The following is an 18,451-nucleotide window of genomic DNA, read 5'->3' as shown; positions in this document are numbered from 1 at the left end:
CGTGAAATTGATGACGAACAGACCGGGCCTTGGCACTTGGTGGCGCTGGCTCGCCGGCACCTTACTGTGGCTGTGCGCCGGCATCGCGGCGGCGCACGGTGTTTCCGAGTCGGACAAAGGTTTTCTGCAGGCCAGCAGCGGCATGCAAATCCTGCCGTACATTTATCTGGGGTCCAAGCACATGGTCACCGGCTACGACCATTTGCTGTTTTTGTGCGGCGTGATCTTCTTCTTGTATCGCATGAAGGATATCGGCCTGTATGTGACGCTGTTTGCCATTGGTCACAGTACTACCTTGCTGCTGGGCGTGATCAACGGCTGGAATATCAATGCTTATTTTGTCGATGCCATTATCGGCTTGTCCATCGTGTACCGTGCTTTCGACAATCTGGGCGGCTTCCAGACGGTCTTTGGGGTCCAGCCGAACAAGCGGGCGGCCGTACTGATCTTCGGTTTCTTTCACGGTCTCGGGCTGGCCACCAAGCTGCAGGACTTCGCCTTGTCCGCCGACGGCCTGGTGCCGAACATGATTGCCTTCAATGTTGGCGTGGAGATCGGCCAGCTGCTCGCTCTGAGCATGATCCTGATCGCCATGCGCTACTGGCGCAGCACCACCAGCTTTGTGCGGTATGCCGCCGCTGGCAATTTTGTTCTGATGACGGCCGGATTCATTCTGGCTGGCTTCCAATTCACCGGCTTTCTCAGCAGATAGGAGCACGACCCATGACATCCATCCCAATGAACGGCGGCATTTCAGTCGCAAAAAAAGAACTGCTGCGCGGTACCGGGCTGGCGGCTCTGGTCGCCGGCCTCATTTTGTCCGTGGCAGTCCTGCCTGCCGAATACGGCATCGATCCCACAGGAATCGGCAAGGCGCTGGGACTGACTACCTTGCATCGCCCGGCAACGGCCGCAGCCGATAGCGTGCCCGCGCCGCAAGGATCGCAGGTTTCGGCGCCGGGCGAGGAACGCGCGCTCACCATTGCCTCGAAGCAAACGGTGCCGTATCGCTCGGACGAGCAAGAGATCACGCTGGCGCCCGGCAAGGGCCTGGAAGTCAAAACCCACCTGGCCAAGGGTGCAACGCTGATTTATTCGTGGGAAACGAAGGGTGGCGCCGTGGTCAACCACGATTTCCATGGCGAGCCGGTCAACGCGCGCGAAGACGAGTTCGAGAGCTTTATCGCCGGCAAGGGCGTGAGCAGCTCCAGCGGCTCGCTGATCGCGCCCTTTACGGGCGTGCACGGCTGGTACTGGAAAAACAAATCGACCGAGCCGGTGACCTTGATCCTGCGCTCCAGCGGTTTTTACGCTGACATTTACAAGAAGTAATTAGCACCGCTGGTTTCAGTGCGCGGCGCCAATCACACGGCGCCCCGCCCATGCACGACGGCTTATCGCGGCGAGGCCGACCAAAATCGCCGCATCCATGGAGAATTGCATGAAAAAAATTATGTTGACGTTGGCCACCTTGTTGCTCGTTTCCGGAGGACCTGGCGCGTGGGCCCACACCGACCACGATCATGACGAGGCGCCGGACCAGATCAAGCTCGAATTGAAGGTCGGCAAGACGGGAGCCACGGTGTATGCCAAAAGCGCGGGCAAGAATTACGCGACGGCAGGCGCAACTGGCGTGTTGACAATCATGACGGGCAATACCAAGACCGACGTCGCCTTGCAGCCTGGCGCGGACAATACGATGATCGCCAAGACGGAGGTGCCGCTGGCCGCGGGCACCCGAGCCCAGGCCAGCATCACCTTCGCGAACAAGAACACAGTCAAGGCCGAGCTGGTCGCCAAGTAAGGCACCATGCGGCCCCTCACCGGGCCGCAATGAGGGTTGCGCTGCCAGGGTGTGCCGGATCGTGCATACTGGCAGACTAAGTAAACAATACGTTATGAAAGCATGGTATGGCATTTTCTTCATCTTCACCCAGTCACAGCACGCATCAGGGTATCGTGTACGCCTTACTGGCGGCGGCCCTGTTTGGCGCCAGCACGCCCTTTGCCAAAACGCTGGTAGGGCAGGTCGCTCCCGTCACTCTGGCAGGAATCCTATACCTGGGCAGCGGACTGGGCTTGCTGGCCTGTTTCTTGGTGCGCGCGGTGCTCACCCGCAACACCAAGGACAAACCCGCCACGCTCACGACTGCGGATTTGCCATGGCTCGCGGGGGCGATTGCCTTCGGCGGCATTGCCGGGCCGGTCCTACTGATGTTCGGCCTGACGCTGACGCCTGCCTCCTCGGCATCGTTGCTGCTCAATATCGAGGGCGTGCTGACTGCCATGCTGGCGTGGTTTGTCTTCAAGGAAAATTTCGACCGCCGTATTTTCATCGGCATGCTGCTGATCGTCGCCGCTGGCATCCTGCTGTCCTGGGAGCAGGTGCCAAAACTGGGCGTGCCTTGGGGCGCGATCGCCATTGTGGGCGCTTGCCTGTGCTGGGGCATCGACAACAACCTGACACGCAAGGTGTCCGCTAGCGATGCCTTGCAAATTGCCGCATTGAAGGGCCTAGTAGCCGGTTCCGTCAACCTGGCCATCGCCATGGCCTTGGGTTACACCTTGCCCAGCGTCAGCATTGCCGTGAACGCAGGATTGGTCGGTTTTTGCGGCTACGGCTTGAGCCTGGTGATGTTCGTGCTGGCGTTGCGCCATCTGGGAACGGCCCGTACGGGCGCTTATTTCTCGGCGGCGCCGTTTGTCGGCGCGGTCATCTCGCTGTTCATGCTGGGCGACATTCCCGGGCTGCTGTTCTGGCTGGCCGCAGCGTTGATGGCCGCAGGAATTTGGCTGCATTTAACGGAAAATCATGAGCACGATCACGAGCATGAGCCGCTGTTACATACGCATGCGCACAGCCACGACGCCCATCACCAGCATACGCACGATGACAGCTGGGACGGCAAGGAGCCGCATGTGCATGCCCATCAGCATCTGCCGCTGCGCCATGCGCATCCCCATTATCCCGACATCCATCACCGGCACGATCATTCCTGACTTTGGTTAAAAAGAAGATTGCATGGGGCGAAATCGCGGATTCGCACAATCTCGTCGAGCTTACAGGTGTATAGGGTGAATTCCTACTCTCCCAGGTAGATGGAATGCTTGGAAGGACCAGCGATGATTGACGAGGTTGGAGCTAACTGTAGCGACCTGCAATCGATAATGCTCCGACCTGTATTTAACGGGATTTTCGACCAGGATTAACTGCAACTGACGGACCCGCCAAACTAACGTTAGCTGCAAATGAACCTGCATTTGATAGGGCTGACCTGCATTCCATCGGTGCGAACCAGGAATAACTGCAACTGAGAATGTTCCAAAAACCCATCGAACGACGATGTTTTCGAAATAAGTATGGTGGACTGCGTTTGAGGACTTCGAGCTTCGGGTAACCTGGCCAGAGCGCGCTTGCATTCGCATCCGTCCAGAAAACTTCGTTTGTTGGATTGCCTGGTTGAACTAGAACGCTGGCAGATCCAGGCAGTCCCCAACGTGCACGATTGACGCGCAAAGCATCCGATGTAAAAAAGCGTATTCTAGCCTTTGGATAAGCGCGACTCACTTACTCCACAATATTAGCCGAAATCAATATTCGATAACCTATGGAGAGCTGCCATGATGCATGATTTTTTAATCGACAATCGGGCTGAGCTTGAACGGCGATGCCGTGAGAAAGTGGCAAATCGCCCTGATCGATCACCGAATAAGCAGCAGCTGGAACAGGGTATTCCTATGTTCTTGGATCAGCTCATACACACGCTGCAAGCGGAATGTAGAGGAGCAGAGGCAGAGGCCCTGGCAGTGTCCGGTCCTTCCACTGGCGATCCAGAGCGCCGCGGCGAAGTGGGTATGACGGCTTCCATCCACGGCGCAGATCTCCTGACATTGGGATACTCGATAAGCGAGGTAGTCCATGACTACGGCGACCTTTGTCAGGCTGTCTCGGACCTATCGATTGACCTCAATGAAGCATTTAGTATCAACGAGTTCCGAACGCTCAATCGGTGCCTGGACAATGGCATAGCCGAGGCAGTGACCGCGTTTAACGAGCACCGCGACTTGGTGATCGCCGACGAGCAAGCTTTGGAGGTAAATGAACGTCTAGGATTTTTCGCCCATGAACTGCGCAATCACTTAAGCACAGCAACGCTCGCTCTGGCGGCCATCAAGTCAGGTAATGTTGGATTGGTCGGTCCCACCGGGAGTGTGCTTGACCGTAGTCTGGTCAGCCTTCGAGGTCTGATTGACCAGTCGCTTGCTGACGTCCGCATTGGCCCTGGCATGAAATTGCATCGCACGACTTTCAGTCTTGCAAATTTTATCAGGGAAGTAAAATACTCCGCTTCGCTGGAAGCTGATCTGATGAAGTGCGCCTTTCTCGTTGAGCAAACTCCCTCCTTGTTGACGGTCTATGCTGATAAGGACTTGCTCTTCTCAGCGGTCGGCAATCTGTTGCAAAACGCATTCAAATTCAGCGGCAAAGGTGGCGTCGTCACACTCAGCGCAGACGCCGGGACGGACAACATCCTGATCAAAGTCAAAGACAATGGGCCAGGGCTGAGCGCGGAGGCCACGCGGGACATATTCTTACCGTTTACGCAGAGCGGAGCTAACAAGAGCGGCCTGGGACTCGGACTGTCTATTGCGCGACGAAGCGTCGAAGCAAACGACGGGACACTCACGGTCGAAAGCGAGCTCGGTCAAGGCTGCATATTCATCATCGATTTGCCCGATAAGCTCCAACAGAACGCCTAGTCTATTCGTGAAGGTCGACTATTCCTCGGCCGGCCATTGAACATCTTGAAGATAGGCCGGGATTCGTGCAAAAATACCCAAATACTGATGTAACCAACTGAATTAATGGGGCAAACACAGAATTAGGGAAAATTGGGCGCTAAGCCTGCTTAACCCGGTTTTGCGTTCCGTTGCTCCGGGGCGGTCCGTATTGAGGACCCCGATGAATTACATCCAGTGGCGCGGCTAGAGCGATCGGCGCACTGGCCAGCGCAAAGCTGTAACGACCTGCATTGGTGTGGCCGACCGGCATTCCATCGACGCCGGTCAGGAATAACTGCGACTGACGATCTGGCCGACGGTCATAAAAATTATCTCGGTCTAGACCTCGTGGATGTCAAGCTCCTCGCCTCGTTCAAGTGCTCTAAGGTAACAATATAGGTTGCTGGCGATTTTTTCAAAAATACGAGGAAAAAATGGGATGAGGTTATCGAAGCTGGCGTCTTCTTGCATTGGCCCGCCATGATAGTAGCGGCAATGGTGAAGGATGGCCGATCGATCCTCTTGCGAAAGTAGGGCTAGAGGATCGCGGTCTTTGTAGTCGTGCAGTCCAGATAGATGGATAAATGCGCAGCTGAATTTGTAGACGGATTGTGTCCAGCCTTGTAATTCTTGAGCAATGTCAACCATCTCCTTGTCAGTGATTTTTGGCCATTTCTTCCCGGCTACTGAGGTATCAATCAGCAGCGTGCGGCGCTCTACGGTCTGAGTAAGCAGGTAGATGACACGTACCATTGAGTCTAATTCCTGCCGGAGAATCGCTGTCATCTGGCCCGCCAATCGAGCGTCTGAAAGTATATTCATAGCTTGACGATGCTCATACGAGCGGCTGCGAATTTGGCGCAGGAAGATTGCAACCTGTGACACTTCGACATCCATGTTTCCTCCGTTGTTGGTTGTAGCAGGAGCGCTGAGCTTATTGTAATTCGGACGCCCAACAAACGAGGGTTTATTGGATTCCCGTGCGCGGCCGGCTTATAGCGGCCTTCTCAAGCACACCGACAATCCACAATCCCTTTCCAATATTCAAAGTCCAGCTATACTGAATTTTCGTGATCAATTTAGTAAGTCGCCATGCTGATCGGCTACGCCCGCGTCTCGACCGACGACCAGAACCTGGACTTGCAGCGCGATGCGTTGCTGGCGGCGGGCTGCGAACGCCTCTTTGAAGACATGGTGAGCAGTGCACGAGCCGACCGCACCGGGCTAGCCACCCTCATGAGTATGCTGCGCGCCGGCGACACAGTGGTCATCTGGCGGCTGGACCGGCTGGGCCGGCTGCTCAAGAACCTGATCGAGCTGGTCGAGCGGCTGGAGGTCGCCAAGGTCGGGTTGCGCAGCCTGCAAGAAAACATCGACACCACGTCGAGCGGCGGAAGGCTGGTCTTTCACCTGTTCGGCGCGCTGGCCGAATTTGAGCGCAACTTGATCCGCGAGCGCACCCAGGCAGGGCTGGTCGCGGCACGTGCACGCGGCCGCATGGGCGGGAGGCCGAAACGCCTCGATCCGGTCAAGCTCGCGCTCGCCGTCAAACTGCACCGGGAGCGAAACCATACCGTCGAAGAAATCTGCAAGATGATGGGGATTTCCAAATCGACGCTCTACAACTACCTCGACAAGGCTGACAGCGGTGGCAGCCGGGTGGCGTAAGCAGATTCCGGTCGAATCGCTGCTGCAATTGCGGCAGCGGCTTGACCGTCTGCCTCACAAAAGTCCGGAACGTGCGGCTCAAGTGCGCGCCATGTCCGAGCTATACGGCATCTCCACCACGTCAGTGTATCGCGCCCTGAAGGACTTTCTGAAGCCCCGTGTGGTCCACCGTATCGATCACGGCAAGCCGCGCGTGCTGCCGAAATCGGAACTGAAGCGGTACTGCGAATTGGTCGCTGCCCTCAAGCTGCGCACCACCAACAAGCAGGGCCGCCACCTGTCCACGAAGCGGGCCATCGAGCTGCTGGAGGACTATGGTGTCGAGACAGCGATGGGCCTGGTGCGCTCGCCGAAAGTCGAGTATTCCAGAATGTGATGCACGCGCTGGGCATCGAGTGGATGACGCACATCCCCGCAGGTAAGGACGGCGAGCGAGTAACGGCGCGCTCCAAAGGAAAAGTCGAACGGCCGTTCCGCACGGTTAAGGAAGCCCAAGAGACGCTATACCATTTCCACAAGCCAGAAACCGAGCAACAGGCCAACGAATGAGCTGCTTCCTGACGTGGAACATAAGCCTGTTTCCTAACGCCGAGCAGGAGGACCACATCGACCGAATTTGGAAAATGGTCGAGGCCGACAACCAGGAGGCATCGCCTCCCGGTTTTGAACAGGGATTCAAACAGGACCTGCGCATGCTGGTCGCACAGAAGCAGGAGCTGTTTCCGTGGACACATACGAACATCCCGAAGGCAGACTTGATCGGAGCGGGCTTGCACGATGTCTTGAGGATCGCTACCGGCACTGGCACGACCGAGGAAGTCGAAATCCTGGCCTGGCCGAATCCGACCGGCCTGCCGCTCATTATTGAGCACCTGCGGGGCATCCAGAGCGACACGGCTGCCCATGTCGGACAGCTGGAGCAGACCAGCCGCACAGGAGAATTCACCGACATCGAGGCAACTCAAATGACGACCGCGTACTGCGTGCAACGGGCCGATCTGGTCGGCTACCAACGCATCCTGACGGTTTGGCGCGACACTCAGCCAGCACCAAGCGTCAAGCGAGTAATAGGTCACTGGCTGGGCGTGCTGGCCGAAATCGAGGCCGATACCAAGACCGTGTTGAACACTCTGGTCAGTTGCAGATAATGCTGGTTCGCGGCGATAGGATGGCGGGCGGCGCGACTAAATGCAGGTTCATTTGCAGCTAATGCTGGTTTGATGGGGCCGTCAGTTGCAGTTATTCCTGGCCGAGAATCGGCTGGAATGCTGGTCCGGCCAGTTTCAAATGCAGGTCACTACAGCTAACGTCTGAGGGATCACGCCTCCTTTGCCTACGGTGTTCAAGTCGCTAGCGAACATGCTAGCCTTTTCTTTCCTACTGATCCATGTGGTTCCGAGCATACCACTTTCAAGCCGTTCAATGTTCTCTCCTCGATACAGCTCCACTGAATGGCCGTTGTAGCGCGGAAGCCAAACCCACAACATATCCATTAGTAAAGCATCATCATCTGTGAGCTGTCGGACGAAGTGATGAGATATATGCCATTGCGTATGGAAGTTATCAGCAAACTCGTGATCCTTCGACGGGTAGCCATGACAGCTTGACGGAAGGTATTGCGAAGGCAGGACTCGGCCATCTTGGTTAGCCCAGGATTGATGGCATCGGTCAGGATTGTCGTCAGCAGCAAGGTCTTGTCCTTGGCCGTGTCGCTGGTTTTCAGATGTGTGAAGTGCCGGGTGAACCCGGCCACACATCAGCTTCCATCGAGAGTTCAGTGATCTTGGTGTGCGTTAGCAGCATAGCTCAATCAGACACATCAACGCTTAAAGGCGAGCAAGAGAACACCACCAGCGACCAGCGAAATGCCCGACCACTCCCGGACCGATAGCCGTTCTCCCAGAAATGCGAACGCGAACACAGCCACCAAGACGAGGCTAAGCTTGTCCACAGGCGCGACTTTGGATGCATCTCCTACCTTGAGTGCCCGGAAATAACATACCCAAGACGCGCCAGTGGCTAAGCCGGACAGCCCAAGAAACAGCCAAGTCTTCGGCGAAAGTTCGAAGGGATTGGACCACTTGCCCGTGTAAGCCACGAACACGGTCAGTACGACAATGATGACCGCCGTTCTGATCAATGTGGCCAGATCGGAATCGACTCCCTGTATGCCTATCTTGGCAAAAATAGCAGTCAGTGCTGCAAATACGGCGGATAGAATTGCCCAATAGAACCAGCCAGTTGATGTCGCCATATATTTCCTTAAAGTGGTTTAGCCAGCGGCATGAGCACACAGATACATAGGCCAGAATGCGTCACTTCGTCTGAGAATCCTATCTGAATCTCAGCGCCAATCCGATCCGTGACTGCCTTGACGATGGAAAGGCCCAGACCTGATCCGACCTGATCGCTCCCAAGAATGCGATAGAATGGGGCAAACACCCGATCTTGTTCTACTACTTGAATCCCAGGCCCTGAATCTTGGACTCGCAATATTGCGCGACCTTCTTCCTCGGCGACAGAAAGATCGACCCTGCCGCCAGTCGGCGTGTAACGGATGGCGTTATCAACCAAATTCTTAACGACGGCAATCATGTCCAGTTCGTTAACCCAGAGTAGGACGTCTTGTTCTCCTTCGACACCAATATCGATGTGTTTGGCTTCTGCCAGTGGCATAAGATCTTCCAGAACACGTCGATAGACGTCCTGCACTGATACGGGCGACTCGGGTCGGTCGAGCGCAGACTGAGCCTTGGCCAGGGTGAGAAGCTGATCCAATAGGTTCCGGCCACGCTCGATGCCTCGGCGCAATGTCCTGAGACGTTCACGTGCAAGGTCAGGCATATCTGCCTCGGCCAGCCGCTCGGCTTGCAGTGACAAGGCGGTTAACGGAGAGCGAAGCTCATGCGCCGCATCCGCGACAAACCGGCGCTGTGCTTCCATCGCTTTCTCAACTCTGGCAAGTAGACTATTGATTGCCACCACGAACGGTCGTACTTCAGCAGGAAGATGCTTTTCTTCGATTGGATGCAATTCTTGTTCGGCGCGTTGGTCGATTTCCGCAGATAAAGAAGCGATGGGCCGGAACATCTTGCGCACAAGATCAGCCACGATCAAAAGCAGGATTGGAACCAGAATTAGCAACGGCATCAAAGTGCGCAAAGCGCTGTCGCGTGCGATTTCATCGCGAACGCCAGTTTCCTGTGCTACGGCGATACGCTCGCCGTTAGACGTTGTTTTAACCAACACACGGAACGGCTCTCCGTTAACTTCAAGCGTATGCAGACCATCGGGTAGCGTGATTGGTAGTGGCAGCGGTGCTCCGGTCTCACCTTTTCCGGTCACCTTTCTGCCATTTGCTAGATACTGGACAATGACCCGGGACTCTTCATCGCTGTCTTTGGCGCGTCCATCGTCTCCAAAATGTGTAAGCGGGAGGTGTTGCTGATCAAACAGCGCCGCAACTTGGCGCAGCATATCGTCTTGCAACTCGTGGGCTTCGTCGAATGCGGATACGAAAGAAAATAAGCCAGCCACCATTGCGATGACCAAAATGGCCAGCGACAGCGAAAACGACAGCTTGAACTGGACTGACTCGTTCAAACGTTTTTTGAAACCATCCATCCAACCCCCCTGACATTTTTGATGATTTCTCCGCCCAGTTTGCGCCGCAGTGCATGGATCAGGAATTCGACCGCGTTGCTTTCCACCTCTTCGCCCCATCCGTAGATACGGTCTTCCAGATCACTGCGGGAAAGAATTGCACCGGGGCGTGCCAGCAAGGCTTGCAACAACGCGAACTCACGGTTGGAGAGTTGCGCCGGGGCACTACTGTTGACTGCGGCCTCTCGCGTGGCCGGATCAAGCGAGACAACACCGTTGCTGAGTATGGGCGTTGCGCTGCCTCCCTTGCGTCGTAGCACGGCGCGCATGCGGGCTAGCAGTTCGGCCATTTCAAAGGGCTTGAGCACGTAGTCATCGGCCCCGCCATCCAAGCCGCGCAGTCGATCATCGAGGCCGTCACGGGCGGTGATGATGAGCAGTGGAACGGGGTTGTCCTTGGCGCGGATGTTGGTCAACACCTCCAGCCCATCCTTGCCAGGCAGTCCAAGGTCGAGCAGCACCAGGTCATAGTGCTGGCAACCCAGTGTCGTAAGGGCAGTTTGACCGTTTTTTACCCAGTCGGCCGCATAAGAGGCGTCTTTCAACGCCCCTTGGATGGCTTCGCCAATCATGGTGTCGTCTTCGACCAGCAAGACTCGCATTATTCCTCCTTCTTATACCGATAATTCAATGCGCTGTTCTGGCAGCCCTTTGCTTGAATAGCAAAATACTAGTCAAAATAAAGGCGAATAATGCCGCTGATGCTGAGTAACGACTCAGAGCCAGGCCGCCTGCACTGAGCGGCTTATCCAAAAAATCCCCCACCACGGCACCGAGAGGTCGAGTCAAAATGAATGCTGTCCAAAAAAGCAGGGTCCGCGACACATTTGTCCAATAGTAAGCTGCAACGACCAGTGCCAACAAGACGCTGAACACTATAGCGGCGCCGGTGTAGCCCAAGCCAGCGGTACCGGCTGTCCAGTCGCCCAGTGCCGTTCCCAAGGTCTGAGAAAACATGATAGTTACCCAGTAGAATATCTCGGCTTTCGGCGAACTGAGCGTGCTGACCGACACTGAGCCTAGTGTTCGATGCCATATAAATAGGGAACCGAACAACAAAGCTATAAGTAAGGTCGAGCCACCAGCGTACCCGATACCAAGCGATCGGTCTGCAAAATCAGCCAGCGTCGTGCCGACTGTGGTAGTTGCAATGATGGTTGTCCAGTAAAGGAAGGGGTGAAATTTCTTGGCCTTGATTTGCGCAAATACCGCTGTCAGAAATACCGCCAAGAAAATAGCAGTACCAATCAGGTACCCCAAATTCATCGACATCGAAACGGCATCGCCAGCTGTTTCGCCGAGCGTGGTGGCTGCAATCTTGATGATCCAGAAAGCGAGCGTCACTTCAGGGACTTTGCCTAATGCTTTTTCGGTTGAAATATTCATCTCAATTCCTGTTTACTAGTTAGTGCTTGGCTTGGAGGGAGTCAAAAATGGTCATCAGGTCAGCTAAAGCTTTTTTGCAGTCGATTTGACTGGGTACATCTACACGTAGGGCGCTAAGGGCGCGGTCAATGGCTTTGTCGAGCATATGCCAGTCAGTCGCTGCACGGGGCTTCAAGCCTGCTTCCGCCGAGTCCCATGCCACCTCCAACTCCTTGATCCGCGTTTTAGCAGCTGGCAGATCGCCTTTATCTACGAGGGCAGCAACCTCTGCGGCGATGGTCCGAAACGCAGACAGATCCCCAAGCTTGGATGCAGTCTTTGCCTGCGGTGCAGAAGTAGCCTGACTTGTTTTTAATGAAGCAGAGCCTGCCGTACCGGTGTTGGTAGACTTTGAGCAGCCAGCCGCAAGGGCCAAGAGAGCGATGGCCGATAGTGCGGTAACGGAGTGAGTTAGCGAATGCAGATGGCGCATGATTTTTCCTTGAGTTTTTCGATAGAGTTTATTCGACGGCTTGTGCATTCATGCGATTGCCAACGCTAAACTGCGCGACGGCCACCAGCATCACGATCACGGTCAGGAATAGAGCACTGGTCCACATGGCACCCATGCCGAGGCCCCCATAGGCCTTGGCCTGCGTCAGCAGGTCGCCAAGTGCGGCACCGAAGGGGCGAGTCAGGATGTAGCCTATCCAGAAGGTCAGAACGGCGTTGCCGCCCATGCGCCATACCGCATAGGTGATAGCGATCAATATGCCGAATGACATCGCCCCCCATGTGAAGCCCAGAGCGATCGCTTCGGTCGCCAAGTCACCCGCCGCCGTGCCCAGTGCAAACGTGCAAAGGATGGCAGACCAGTAAAACAACTCCCGGCGCCGTGTGAAAATCTCATGGATGGACAAAGTACGTTCCACCCAATACCAAACCGCAAAAATTCCTGCCAGCGCCACGGCAAATGCTGACGTGCTGACAAACAGGCTCACGCCTAGCCCATCGGTGAGCAGGTCGGTAATCTGGGTGCCCACCACGCTGACCAGCACGACCGAAAGCCAGTAAATCCATGGCGTGTAGCGCCGCGTTCGTAACTGTATGATTAGGGCAACAGCCAACAGCGCGCCCATCACTGTGCGAGTCATGCTTTGGCCGAAGCCAGCATTGACAGCCAGAAAGTCGGCTCCTGTTTCTCCGACCGTCGTGGACATGATTTTGATGACCCAGAATGAGAGCGTCACTTCGGGGACTTTGTTGAGCCAATTTGATGTGGAAGGCATGGTCAGCGTATTCATGGCGTTGTTTCCTGCAAGGGCTGGTTGTTCTTGGGGCAAGTCTGACCGGCCAAACTTAGGCCAGCCATAGGCCCATCACTTGCGCACCCATCCAATTTGGATGAGTTTTCGGAAGAGACTTCGATGAACGCTCAGGGTAAGGCGGTAAGCTGAGGGCAAATACATGCGTACTTCACGAAAGGCCAGCCACGCACTCAGCACCCCGACCATGGCCGCACCCACCATGTCCAGCGGGAAATGAACGCCGAGATAGATACGCGCCCAAGCAACAGGCAGCCCCAATAATGCCAGTGCCAGGCCAGTCACACGTGAGCTGCTGTGCATCAGGAAACTAAAGGCGACGGCCCATAGGAGCGTCAGATGGTCGCTCGGGAACGAAGAATCCGCCGCATGGGGAATCAGGGTGTGCCCCAGACCGATCATGAAAGGACGTGGATGTTGCGAAACCAGCCCAATGATATGGTTGATGAGCAAGCCTGCTAGACCGGACGCGGTCGCTTCGAGCAAAATCTTGCGGGTATGTTCGCTTCCGCGTAGCCAACCGAGCCCGAGGATGGCCGGGAGCGCCCAAATGGCATATTCAGCGAAAATGGTGGCGACGGCCAACAGCAGCGTGCTTGGATGCTCTGGTGCATTAAGCCAGAGAAATAGTGCGTGATTGAGGTTTTCCATTTGTTCTCCGTGGCCGGATCACCCCATAGGGATGCCCCGACCATAGTGGCGTATAGTCAATCTCGCTTGTCGTGGTCGTCGTCACGATCCGCTTTGTCTTCGGCGGACGAAATGACCGTGCCTTTGTCGGCATCGACCTTGACATCAAAGACCTTGACCCCACTGACGACTTCCACGTCGTAGACCCAACCCTGTTTCGAGTTTTCGTACTCAGCGCGTGCAGCCTTGCCATTGGCGTGTTGCTCGGCAGTGGTGACGGCCTGAGCCAGCGGGATTTTGGCTTTGGTGATGGCCATGGCATCGTTTTCCATGCTGCCTTGGGCGGCATAGGCAACGGTGGCCGCAGCGGCGATGGCTGCGGCCAGGATAGAAAGTTTGCTGTAGCGATTCATGGTGCTTCTCCAAAAAGAACGCAGGTATTTGCGTAATGGAGAGACTACGGAGGATGACTTAGCTGGCACTGAGCCGCTGCAAAATAGTTTAGTTTTGCTTTATTTACTTTCCGTTTTCTGAGACGCCTCCAGGGAGGACGGCCCATATCAACCCCATCACTTCATGCCAGTTGGCCCTGCATACGGGCTCCAACCCAAATGTTTGATTACTTTCTCGCAGGAGGAAGAAGGATCTGCTCGATGCGGCGCCGGTTAAATGAATCTTCCCTGTCAATGTAACGCATGGCAGACTGTGCGTTTTTCCAGCCGACATGTTCCATCAGCGTTTTCAGATCCCACCCATTGGCAGTCGCCCAGGTGGCAAAGCCGCGGCGCAGCGAGTGGGCGCTGTACAACTCAGGTGCATCCACGCCAGCTTCTTGCAGGATATTACGCAGGAGCGGCACCAAGCTATCGATGTTCAATCCGTTGACGCCGATGTTGCCCCAGCGGTCAATGGCACGAAACACCGGTCCAGCCGTCAATTTCGCTGCGGCGATCCATTCCTCATAAGCGCTGACCGGGCACAAGCGCGACAACAACGGCACCTTGAAATTGCCACCCTTGAGCTGGCGATCGCCTTTGGTGCGCGGCAAGAAACAAGTCATCCCTTCACCTGGCGTGATGTGAATATGCTCGATCTGCAAGCGCGTCAGCTCATCGCCGCGAAACCCGCGCCAGAAACCGAGGAGAAACAACGCTTTGTTGCGGCGGTACCGCAACTCGGTGGCCACTTCACCCTGGGATTGCGCGGCGTCGACGTTGGCCGTCAACCAGTGATCGACCGCCATGAGTTGATCGATCTGGAATGGTCTTGCCCGCTTTTCCTCGGCTGGGTGCAGCGTCTGGATACCGCGTAAGACTTGGCGTACTACCGGAGCCTTGGTTGGGTCGGGAAAGCCCTGGTCGAGATGCCACTGGGCTAATGCGGCCAATCGCTGACGCAGGGTGTTGATGGCATACTTGCCGGCTCGGTCGGCTAGGTAGCGTGCCACGCTATCGGACGTCGTCGGCAAAAAACCACCCCATTCAACTTCAAAGTCGCGGACCGCGCTTCGATAGCTCTTTCGCGTGTTCTCGCGCGTGGCAGCCTGCAGAAAGAGGTCGATATCAGACATGGCATGGTAAGGCAGAAAAAGCGGGCGGGTAAGGTCGGCTGGGTAGATCGTCGCTAGTGGCGTTGCCAATTATGTCCGGTGCTATCGGCAAATGTACAGCAAACGCGGACAAAATGGCACGAAAAGACGTTTGACACAGGATAACCTTATATTATCCGGCCTCAATTTCAAGCAGAATCTCACCTTGATTTTCGCCAAAAATGGTATGTAATTACATGGTATGTAAGACGTTATCTTATTTCATGGAATGGCCATGGCTCGTGCTGGACTTTATCATTCAGATGTTAAAAGAGCACGCGATGCCTTGCTCGCGCAGGGGCGTCACCCTTCGGTTGACGCAGTGCGTGTTGCGTTGGGCAACACGGGCTCCAAAACCACTATTCATAAATATCTGAAAGAACTGGAAGCGGAGGAGGGGAGCATCGATGGTCGCAAAGTGTCGATCAGCGATGCACTGCAGGATATCGTGACGCGACTGGCAGCGCGATTGCATGAGGAGGCGAATGAACGGGTGTCAGTGATTGAAGCGGTCAGTGCCCAGAAAGATCAGGAGCATGCGGTAAATGTGGCTACCTTGCAGCAGGAGCTGGCTTCGTTGGAGGAGCAACTGCGCCAGGCCAGGGAGCGCGTCGAAGAAGTAGGGCGAATGCATGCCGTCACCGATGTCCGTCTGCAAGAGGAAGCGATCTCGCGACACATTGCGCAACAGCAGGTGGCAGACTTCCAGGAACGCTTGGCGGAAAACGAGGTACACCGGCAATCACTGGAAGAAAAACATGCACATGCACGCAACTCCTTAGAACACTACAGGCAATCCGTCAAAGAACAACGTGACCAGGATCTGCGGCGCCATGAGCAACAGCTTCAACAAGTGCAAGCAGAGTTGCGACAACAGCAACATAATCTTGTGCAAAAGCAGGAAGAAGCGACTCGCTTAAATCAGGACGGTGCGCGGCTGGTTACTGCGCTCTCCCAGGCCGAAAAGTCACTGTACGAGGAGCAGGCAGCAGGGCGCCGATTAACCGAGCAGCTTACCGCCAGTCAAAGTTCCGCGCACCAAGTCGAAGTAATGTTGGCTCAAGTCGCCAGCAACGAGCGGCTGATAGAGGCACTTGAGGGGCAACTGGTGCAGGCGGCAGCGCAAACCGAGGTGCTGTCAAATCAGTCGCGCACGCTGGAGGCTGCATTAGGGACGGCGCAAGCAACGCTGGTTTCACAGCAGGACACTATTCGTGAGCTAAGCGGCCGCCGCTCGAAAGCAGGACATCATGGCACCACGTAGTCACCCCGCAAAGTCACCTATCGAAATCCACACAACAATTTGAGTGCCTTTGCTGCCAACCTAGGATTTTTTGAGGTGAAGCCAAACAATTTCGGTGTCTTTGCATCTATAGCGATGACTTGGATAGCTCACACATTTCATATTCTTCCTGCTGGCAATAAATTACTTGCATTTTTAAAAATACTACCTATAGTGTGAATATCTAATAGATTTACTAGATATGGACATCCCGGGTTTTCTTTTTAAGGAGAAATGCATGGCAGGTAAAACCACTGGCGGCAAGGTCGCCACTACCGCAGGGCGCACGCTCAGCAACCCGAATGCCTCAACACTGCAACGTAGCTTGGCGGGTAGCGCATTGGCGCAATCTGGCACCCAAAAAGTGACGGGCAAGGCGATGGAAGCGAAAGCGTCCACGGCGCTTCAGAACGCCACTTCAGCAGCTACCACCAGATCGCTAGCTGGCTCGCTGGTATCGCAGTCTGACAAGAAACGCTAACCGGACCTTGACTGACGGCGCTTTGATATAGGTTCGTCCGTCAGTCAAAACAAGGTATTTTCGGTCCTGCAGCTGGCTGTAAAGGCCAGCATCAGGAAAGTCTCATTTCAATTGACTCTGATTTTAGTTCAAGGACAAGGCCAAATGATAGAAATTGACGAGGAGATAGCGCAACAACATCTGACAAGGATGCGTAAGATCTATACAGATTCAGCTGCATGAGTTACGTCTACATGCGCTTCGGACCTAATCCATGTGATGCGCTACGGGGGTAGCGTCGAATCTTTTGCCAAAAAAATTCATTTAGCGCCTATCCACCTGGAGCCCATGCCGACGCCATCGATCGCGCGCTAGCTGTACTGGTGGAGAACTTCTGCGACGCGCCAGAAATTCTTGCTGGTCGCAAAGATGGTCCGTTACAGGCGAACGGCCCGCATCGAACTCAGCACAATACTAAGCTGAATGGTCTGCCAGTTTGCGGGGCTTGATCAGCGCCTCAGCAGGAATGCCAAGCCCTGTATGTAAACGCCGTATCATCGGCAAAGTAAGCGGGCGGGTTCCATTCATGACTTGGTAGACGCGGGCCAAGCCACCGATCATCGGCTGCAGATCACGAACGGTAAGGTTCTTCCGATCCAAAGCAAACTTGATGACGTCGATGGGGTCTGGCACCTCGATAGGAAAATTCCTGGCCTCATAGGCCACGACCAGCGTCGCCAGAACATCAAGGCGATCTCCATCCGGCGTGCCAATTCTAGCCATCATCAGGCTTTCGATCTCCCTCAGCGCCGCACGATGGTCCGCTGTCGAACGGATGGGGTTGATGTTCATGATTTGCTCCTAGTTGGCTTACAAAACATTTATAGCCAGAGATTGCTACGCGCACTACCTAATTGCCGGGCCAATTTGGCAACGAACGTCCAAATGTGCGCCGGTGGGACAGCTTCCAGATGCGCGGCTTCCTCGACCGCCATCACTACTACCTGCAAGGGGGTTTCGTCCAGGAAGTGCAGTAGGTGCGATTGATGGTCGATCGGCACCTGTCCAGTAACCAAGGCCTGCTGCAGTTGCTCGCTGGTCAGTTCGCCTTTATAGCTGACACTTGCGCTTTTTGCCGCCATCCACAAACCGCGCTTTTTCTCCCTGGCCTCGATCGTCGGCGGGGCAAAACTGAGTCCAAGTACACCCAGCAGTTTCACCACGCGTCTAAAACTCAAGTCGGTAATGGTTCCAGCCTCCAGTTGCTGCACCGTCTGGCGCGACAGACCCGCCAACCGCGCCAAACGCAGCTGCGTCAATCCAAGGGCCAAGCGACGGACGTGGACTGCTTTGCCGACTTCGTAGAGGTGCATGAGTTACCGTTTTTATGGTGTACAAAATATTTTACATCCTTTTTGCTGGCAAGCAGACTGCGTTTTAAACCGATGCGATCTGTGTGGACTGTCAGCACATCGACAGGTGAGATTTGAAAATGTCACAGCAAGTCGAGGAAACGCTGATCACTGTGCGACAGCAAGTTGATTCTTTTCAGCACCCCGGAGTATCTACTATGCTGTCGCTGGAGTACTCAAAATGCTGTCGGCGTACTAGTACCTTGATTTTTTCGTGGAATCGACGATCATGCCTATAGATCATTCGATCTGACCAAAGGAAGTGAATTCGGGGAA

At 55.2% G+C, this 18,451-nt stretch carries 21 protein-coding genes and 2 pseudogenes; 10 read left to right on the top strand and 13 right to left on the bottom strand.

Annotated features, from left to right (window positions below; translation table 11 throughout):
• Positions 1–10: 10 nt before the first annotated feature.
• From ACQ4W0_RS15605 to ACQ4W0_RS15585, 5 genes are all read left to right on the top strand, one after another.
• The gene (locus ACQ4W0_RS15605; RefSeq protein WP_436577711.1) at positions 11–712 is read left to right on the top strand and encodes a HupE/UreJ family protein; all 702 of its coding nucleotides are present in this window, start codon (positions 11–13) and stop codon (positions 710–712) included.
• Between the two features lie 11 nt (positions 713–723).
• Positions 724–1,332: a transmembrane anchor protein gene (locus ACQ4W0_RS15600; protein ID WP_436577538.1), complete on the top strand. Its 609-nt coding sequence runs from the start codon at positions 724–726 to the stop codon at positions 1,330–1,332.
• 109 nt (positions 1,333–1,441) lie between these two features.
• Positions 1,442–1,804 (top strand): hypothetical protein, encoded by a 363-nt coding sequence (locus ACQ4W0_RS15595; protein WP_436577537.1) that lies wholly within the window; start codon positions 1,442–1,444, stop codon positions 1,802–1,804.
• A gap of 107 nt (positions 1,805–1,911) precedes the next feature.
• Positions 1,912–3,000, top strand: coding sequence for a DMT family transporter (locus ACQ4W0_RS15590; RefSeq protein WP_436577536.1), 1,089 nt, complete (start codon positions 1,912–1,914; stop codon positions 2,998–3,000).
• 621 nt (positions 3,001–3,621) lie between these two features.
• Complete coding sequence (locus ACQ4W0_RS15585; RefSeq protein WP_436577535.1) at positions 3,622–4,761, top strand: sensor histidine kinase; 1,140 nt, start codon at positions 3,622–3,624, stop codon at positions 4,759–4,761.
• A 360-nt stretch (positions 4,762–5,121) separates the two neighbouring features.
• Here the strand turns inward: ACQ4W0_RS15585 and ACQ4W0_RS15580 are convergent, their stop codons facing one another.
• Positions 5,122–5,679 carry a hypothetical protein gene (locus ACQ4W0_RS15580; RefSeq protein ID WP_436577534.1) on the bottom strand — a complete coding sequence of 186 codons (558 nt, stop codon included), beginning with the start codon at positions 5,677–5,679 and terminating at the stop codon, positions 5,122–5,124.
• A gap of 195 nt (positions 5,680–5,874) precedes the next feature.
• Between ACQ4W0_RS15580 and ACQ4W0_RS15575 the strand changes: the two genes are divergently transcribed.
• The 3 genes and pseudogenes from ACQ4W0_RS15575 (at position 5,875) to ACQ4W0_RS15565 (ending at position 7,598) form a co-directional block, all read left to right on the top strand.
• Positions 5,875–6,450, top strand: coding sequence for a recombinase family protein (locus tag ACQ4W0_RS15575; protein ID WP_436534452.1), 576 nt, complete (start codon positions 5,875–5,877; stop codon positions 6,448–6,450).
• Positions 6,451–6,454: 4 nt separating this feature from the next.
• A pseudogene (locus tag ACQ4W0_RS15570) lies at positions 6,455–6,993 on the top strand (hypothetical protein); the annotation flags it as partial.
• 2 nt (positions 6,994–6,995) lie between these two features.
• On the top strand, positions 6,996–7,598 hold the full coding sequence (locus tag ACQ4W0_RS15565) for a hypothetical protein (RefSeq protein WP_436534454.1): 603 nt from the start codon (positions 6,996–6,998) through the stop codon (positions 7,596–7,598).
• A 442-nt stretch (positions 7,599–8,040) separates the two neighbouring features.
• On the opposite strand, the pseudogene ACQ4W0_RS15560 reads toward ACQ4W0_RS15565, so the two are convergent.
• The 10 genes and pseudogenes from ACQ4W0_RS15560 to ACQ4W0_RS15515 form a co-directional block, all read right to left on the bottom strand.
• A pseudogene (locus ACQ4W0_RS15560) lies at positions 8,041–8,256 on the bottom strand (Tn3 family transposase); the annotation flags it as partial.
• A 13-nt stretch (positions 8,257–8,269) separates the two neighbouring features.
• Positions 8,270–8,704: an EamA family transporter gene (locus tag ACQ4W0_RS15555; protein WP_436534456.1), complete on the bottom strand. Its 435-nt coding sequence runs from the start codon at positions 8,702–8,704 to the stop codon at positions 8,270–8,272.
• 8 nt (positions 8,705–8,712) lie between these two features.
• Complete coding sequence (locus ACQ4W0_RS15550; protein ID WP_436534458.1) at positions 8,713–10,074, bottom strand: ATP-binding protein; 1,362 nt, start codon at positions 10,072–10,074, stop codon at positions 8,713–8,715.
• The gene (locus tag ACQ4W0_RS15545) at positions 10,050–10,715 is read right to left on the bottom strand and encodes a response regulator (RefSeq protein WP_076568645.1); all 666 of its coding nucleotides are present in this window, start codon (positions 10,713–10,715) and stop codon (positions 10,050–10,052) included. The genes ACQ4W0_RS15550 and ACQ4W0_RS15545 overlap by 25 nt, the downstream gene beginning before the upstream one ends.
• 25 nt (positions 10,716–10,740) lie before the next feature.
• Positions 10,741–11,499 (bottom strand): COG4705 family protein, encoded by a 759-nt coding sequence (locus tag ACQ4W0_RS15540; RefSeq protein WP_436534460.1) that lies wholly within the window; start codon positions 11,497–11,499, stop codon positions 10,741–10,743.
• Positions 11,500–11,518: 19 nt separating this feature from the next.
• Positions 11,519–11,971, bottom strand: a complete 453-nt coding sequence (locus ACQ4W0_RS15535) for a hypothetical protein (RefSeq protein WP_436577533.1) — start codon at positions 11,969–11,971, stop codon at positions 11,519–11,521.
• A 28-nt stretch (positions 11,972–11,999) separates the two neighbouring features.
• A complete protein-coding gene (locus ACQ4W0_RS15530) occupies positions 12,000–12,782 on the bottom strand; it encodes a COG4705 family protein (protein ID WP_436534464.1) in 783 nt (260 codons plus the stop codon).
• 75 nt (positions 12,783–12,857) lie between these two features.
• A complete protein-coding gene (locus tag ACQ4W0_RS15525; RefSeq protein ID WP_436577532.1) occupies positions 12,858–13,454 on the bottom strand; it encodes an undecaprenyl-diphosphatase in 597 nt (198 codons plus the stop codon).
• A 56-nt stretch (positions 13,455–13,510) separates the two neighbouring features.
• Positions 13,511–13,846 carry a PepSY domain-containing protein gene (locus tag ACQ4W0_RS15520; RefSeq protein ID WP_436577531.1) on the bottom strand — a complete coding sequence of 112 codons (336 nt, stop codon included), beginning with the start codon at positions 13,844–13,846 and terminating at the stop codon, positions 13,511–13,513.
• A 206-nt stretch (positions 13,847–14,052) separates the two neighbouring features.
• Positions 14,053–15,003: a site-specific integrase gene (locus ACQ4W0_RS15515; RefSeq protein WP_436534468.1), complete on the bottom strand. Its 951-nt coding sequence runs from the start codon at positions 15,001–15,003 to the stop codon at positions 14,053–14,055.
• 253 nt (positions 15,004–15,256) lie between these two features.
• On the opposite strand from ACQ4W0_RS15515, the gene ACQ4W0_RS15510 reads away from it, so the two are divergent.
• Together ACQ4W0_RS15510 and ACQ4W0_RS15505 are read left to right on the top strand one after the other, a co-directional pair.
• On the top strand, positions 15,257–16,285 hold the full coding sequence (locus ACQ4W0_RS15510; RefSeq protein WP_436577530.1) for a DNA-binding protein: 1,029 nt from the start codon (positions 15,257–15,259) through the stop codon (positions 16,283–16,285).
• Positions 16,286–16,541: 256 nt separating this feature from the next.
• Entirely contained in the window at positions 16,542–16,784 is a 243-nt protein-coding gene (locus ACQ4W0_RS15505; protein ID WP_436577529.1) for a hypothetical protein, read from the top strand.
• 453 nt (positions 16,785–17,237) lie between these two features.
• Here ACQ4W0_RS15505 and ACQ4W0_RS15500 read toward each other — a convergent pair whose 3' ends face one another.
• Together ACQ4W0_RS15500 and ACQ4W0_RS15495 are read right to left on the bottom strand one after the other, a co-directional pair.
• Positions 17,238–17,615 (bottom strand): helix-turn-helix domain-containing protein, encoded by a 378-nt coding sequence (locus ACQ4W0_RS15500; RefSeq protein WP_436577528.1) that lies wholly within the window; start codon positions 17,613–17,615, stop codon positions 17,238–17,240.
• Positions 17,616–17,644: 29 nt separating this feature from the next.
• A complete protein-coding gene (locus ACQ4W0_RS15495) occupies positions 17,645–18,136 on the bottom strand; it encodes a helix-turn-helix transcriptional regulator (RefSeq protein WP_436577527.1) in 492 nt (163 codons plus the stop codon).
• Between the last annotated feature and the right edge of the window lie 315 nt (positions 18,137–18,451).

The organism is Janthinobacterium breve (genome assembly GCF_051380895.1).
Classification (GTDB): Bacteria; Pseudomonadota; Gammaproteobacteria; order Burkholderiales; family Burkholderiaceae_D; genus Janthinobacterium.
This window is presented reverse-complemented; position numbering and strand designations above follow the sequence as displayed.

Excerpts from the sequence above, each read along its gene's own strand:
- ACQ4W0_RS15605 (WP_436577711.1), top strand. The coding sequence starts at position 11 with ATGACGAACAGACCGGGCCTTGGCACTTGGTGGCGCTGGCTCGCCGGC.
- ACQ4W0_RS15600 (WP_436577538.1), top strand. The coding sequence starts at position 724 with ATGACATCCATCCCAATGAACGGCGGCATTTCAGTCGCAAAAAAAGAA.
- ACQ4W0_RS15595 (WP_436577537.1), top strand. The coding sequence starts at position 1,442 with ATGAAAAAAATTATGTTGACGTTGGCCACCTTGTTGCTCGTTTCCGGA.
- ACQ4W0_RS15590 (WP_436577536.1), top strand. The coding sequence starts at position 1,912 with ATGGCATTTTCTTCATCTTCACCCAGTCACAGCACGCATCAGGGTATC.
- ACQ4W0_RS15585 (WP_436577535.1), top strand. The coding sequence starts at position 3,622 with ATGATGCATGATTTTTTAATCGACAATCGGGCTGAGCTTGAACGGCGA.
- ACQ4W0_RS15580 (WP_436577534.1), bottom strand. The coding sequence starts at position 5,679 with ATGGATGTCGAAGTGTCACAGGTTGCAATCTTCCTGCGCCAAATTCGC.
- ACQ4W0_RS15575 (WP_436534452.1), top strand. The coding sequence starts at position 5,875 with ATGCTGATCGGCTACGCCCGCGTCTCGACCGACGACCAGAACCTGGAC.
- ACQ4W0_RS15565 (WP_436534454.1), top strand. The coding sequence starts at position 6,996 with ATGAGCTGCTTCCTGACGTGGAACATAAGCCTGTTTCCTAACGCCGAG.
- ACQ4W0_RS15555 (WP_436534456.1), bottom strand. The coding sequence starts at position 8,704 with ATGGCGACATCAACTGGCTGGTTCTATTGGGCAATTCTATCCGCCGTA.
- ACQ4W0_RS15550 (WP_436534458.1), bottom strand. The coding sequence starts at position 10,074 with ATGGATGGTTTCAAAAAACGTTTGAACGAGTCAGTCCAGTTCAAGCTG.
- ACQ4W0_RS15545 (WP_076568645.1), bottom strand. The coding sequence starts at position 10,715 with ATGCGAGTCTTGCTGGTCGAAGACGACACCATGATTGGCGAAGCCATC.
- ACQ4W0_RS15540 (WP_436534460.1), bottom strand. The coding sequence starts at position 11,499 with ATGAATATTTCAACCGAAAAAGCATTAGGCAAAGTCCCTGAAGTGACG.
- ACQ4W0_RS15535 (WP_436577533.1), bottom strand. The coding sequence starts at position 11,971 with ATGCGCCATCTGCATTCGCTAACTCACTCCGTTACCGCACTATCGGCC.
- ACQ4W0_RS15530 (WP_436534464.1), bottom strand. The coding sequence starts at position 12,782 with ATGAATACGCTGACCATGCCTTCCACATCAAATTGGCTCAACAAAGTC.
- ACQ4W0_RS15525 (WP_436577532.1), bottom strand. The coding sequence starts at position 13,454 with ATGGAAAACCTCAATCACGCACTATTTCTCTGGCTTAATGCACCAGAG.
- ACQ4W0_RS15520 (WP_436577531.1), bottom strand. The coding sequence starts at position 13,846 with ATGAATCGCTACAGCAAACTTTCTATCCTGGCCGCAGCCATCGCCGCT.
- ACQ4W0_RS15515 (WP_436534468.1), bottom strand. The coding sequence starts at position 15,003 with ATGTCTGATATCGACCTCTTTCTGCAGGCTGCCACGCGCGAGAACACG.
- ACQ4W0_RS15510 (WP_436577530.1), top strand. The coding sequence starts at position 15,257 with ATGGCTCGTGCTGGACTTTATCATTCAGATGTTAAAAGAGCACGCGAT.
- ACQ4W0_RS15505 (WP_436577529.1), top strand. The coding sequence starts at position 16,542 with ATGGCAGGTAAAACCACTGGCGGCAAGGTCGCCACTACCGCAGGGCGC.
- ACQ4W0_RS15500 (WP_436577528.1), bottom strand. The coding sequence starts at position 17,615 with ATGAACATCAACCCCATCCGTTCGACAGCGGACCATCGTGCGGCGCTG.
- ACQ4W0_RS15495 (WP_436577527.1), bottom strand. The coding sequence starts at position 18,136 with ATGCACCTCTACGAAGTCGGCAAAGCAGTCCACGTCCGTCGCTTGGCC.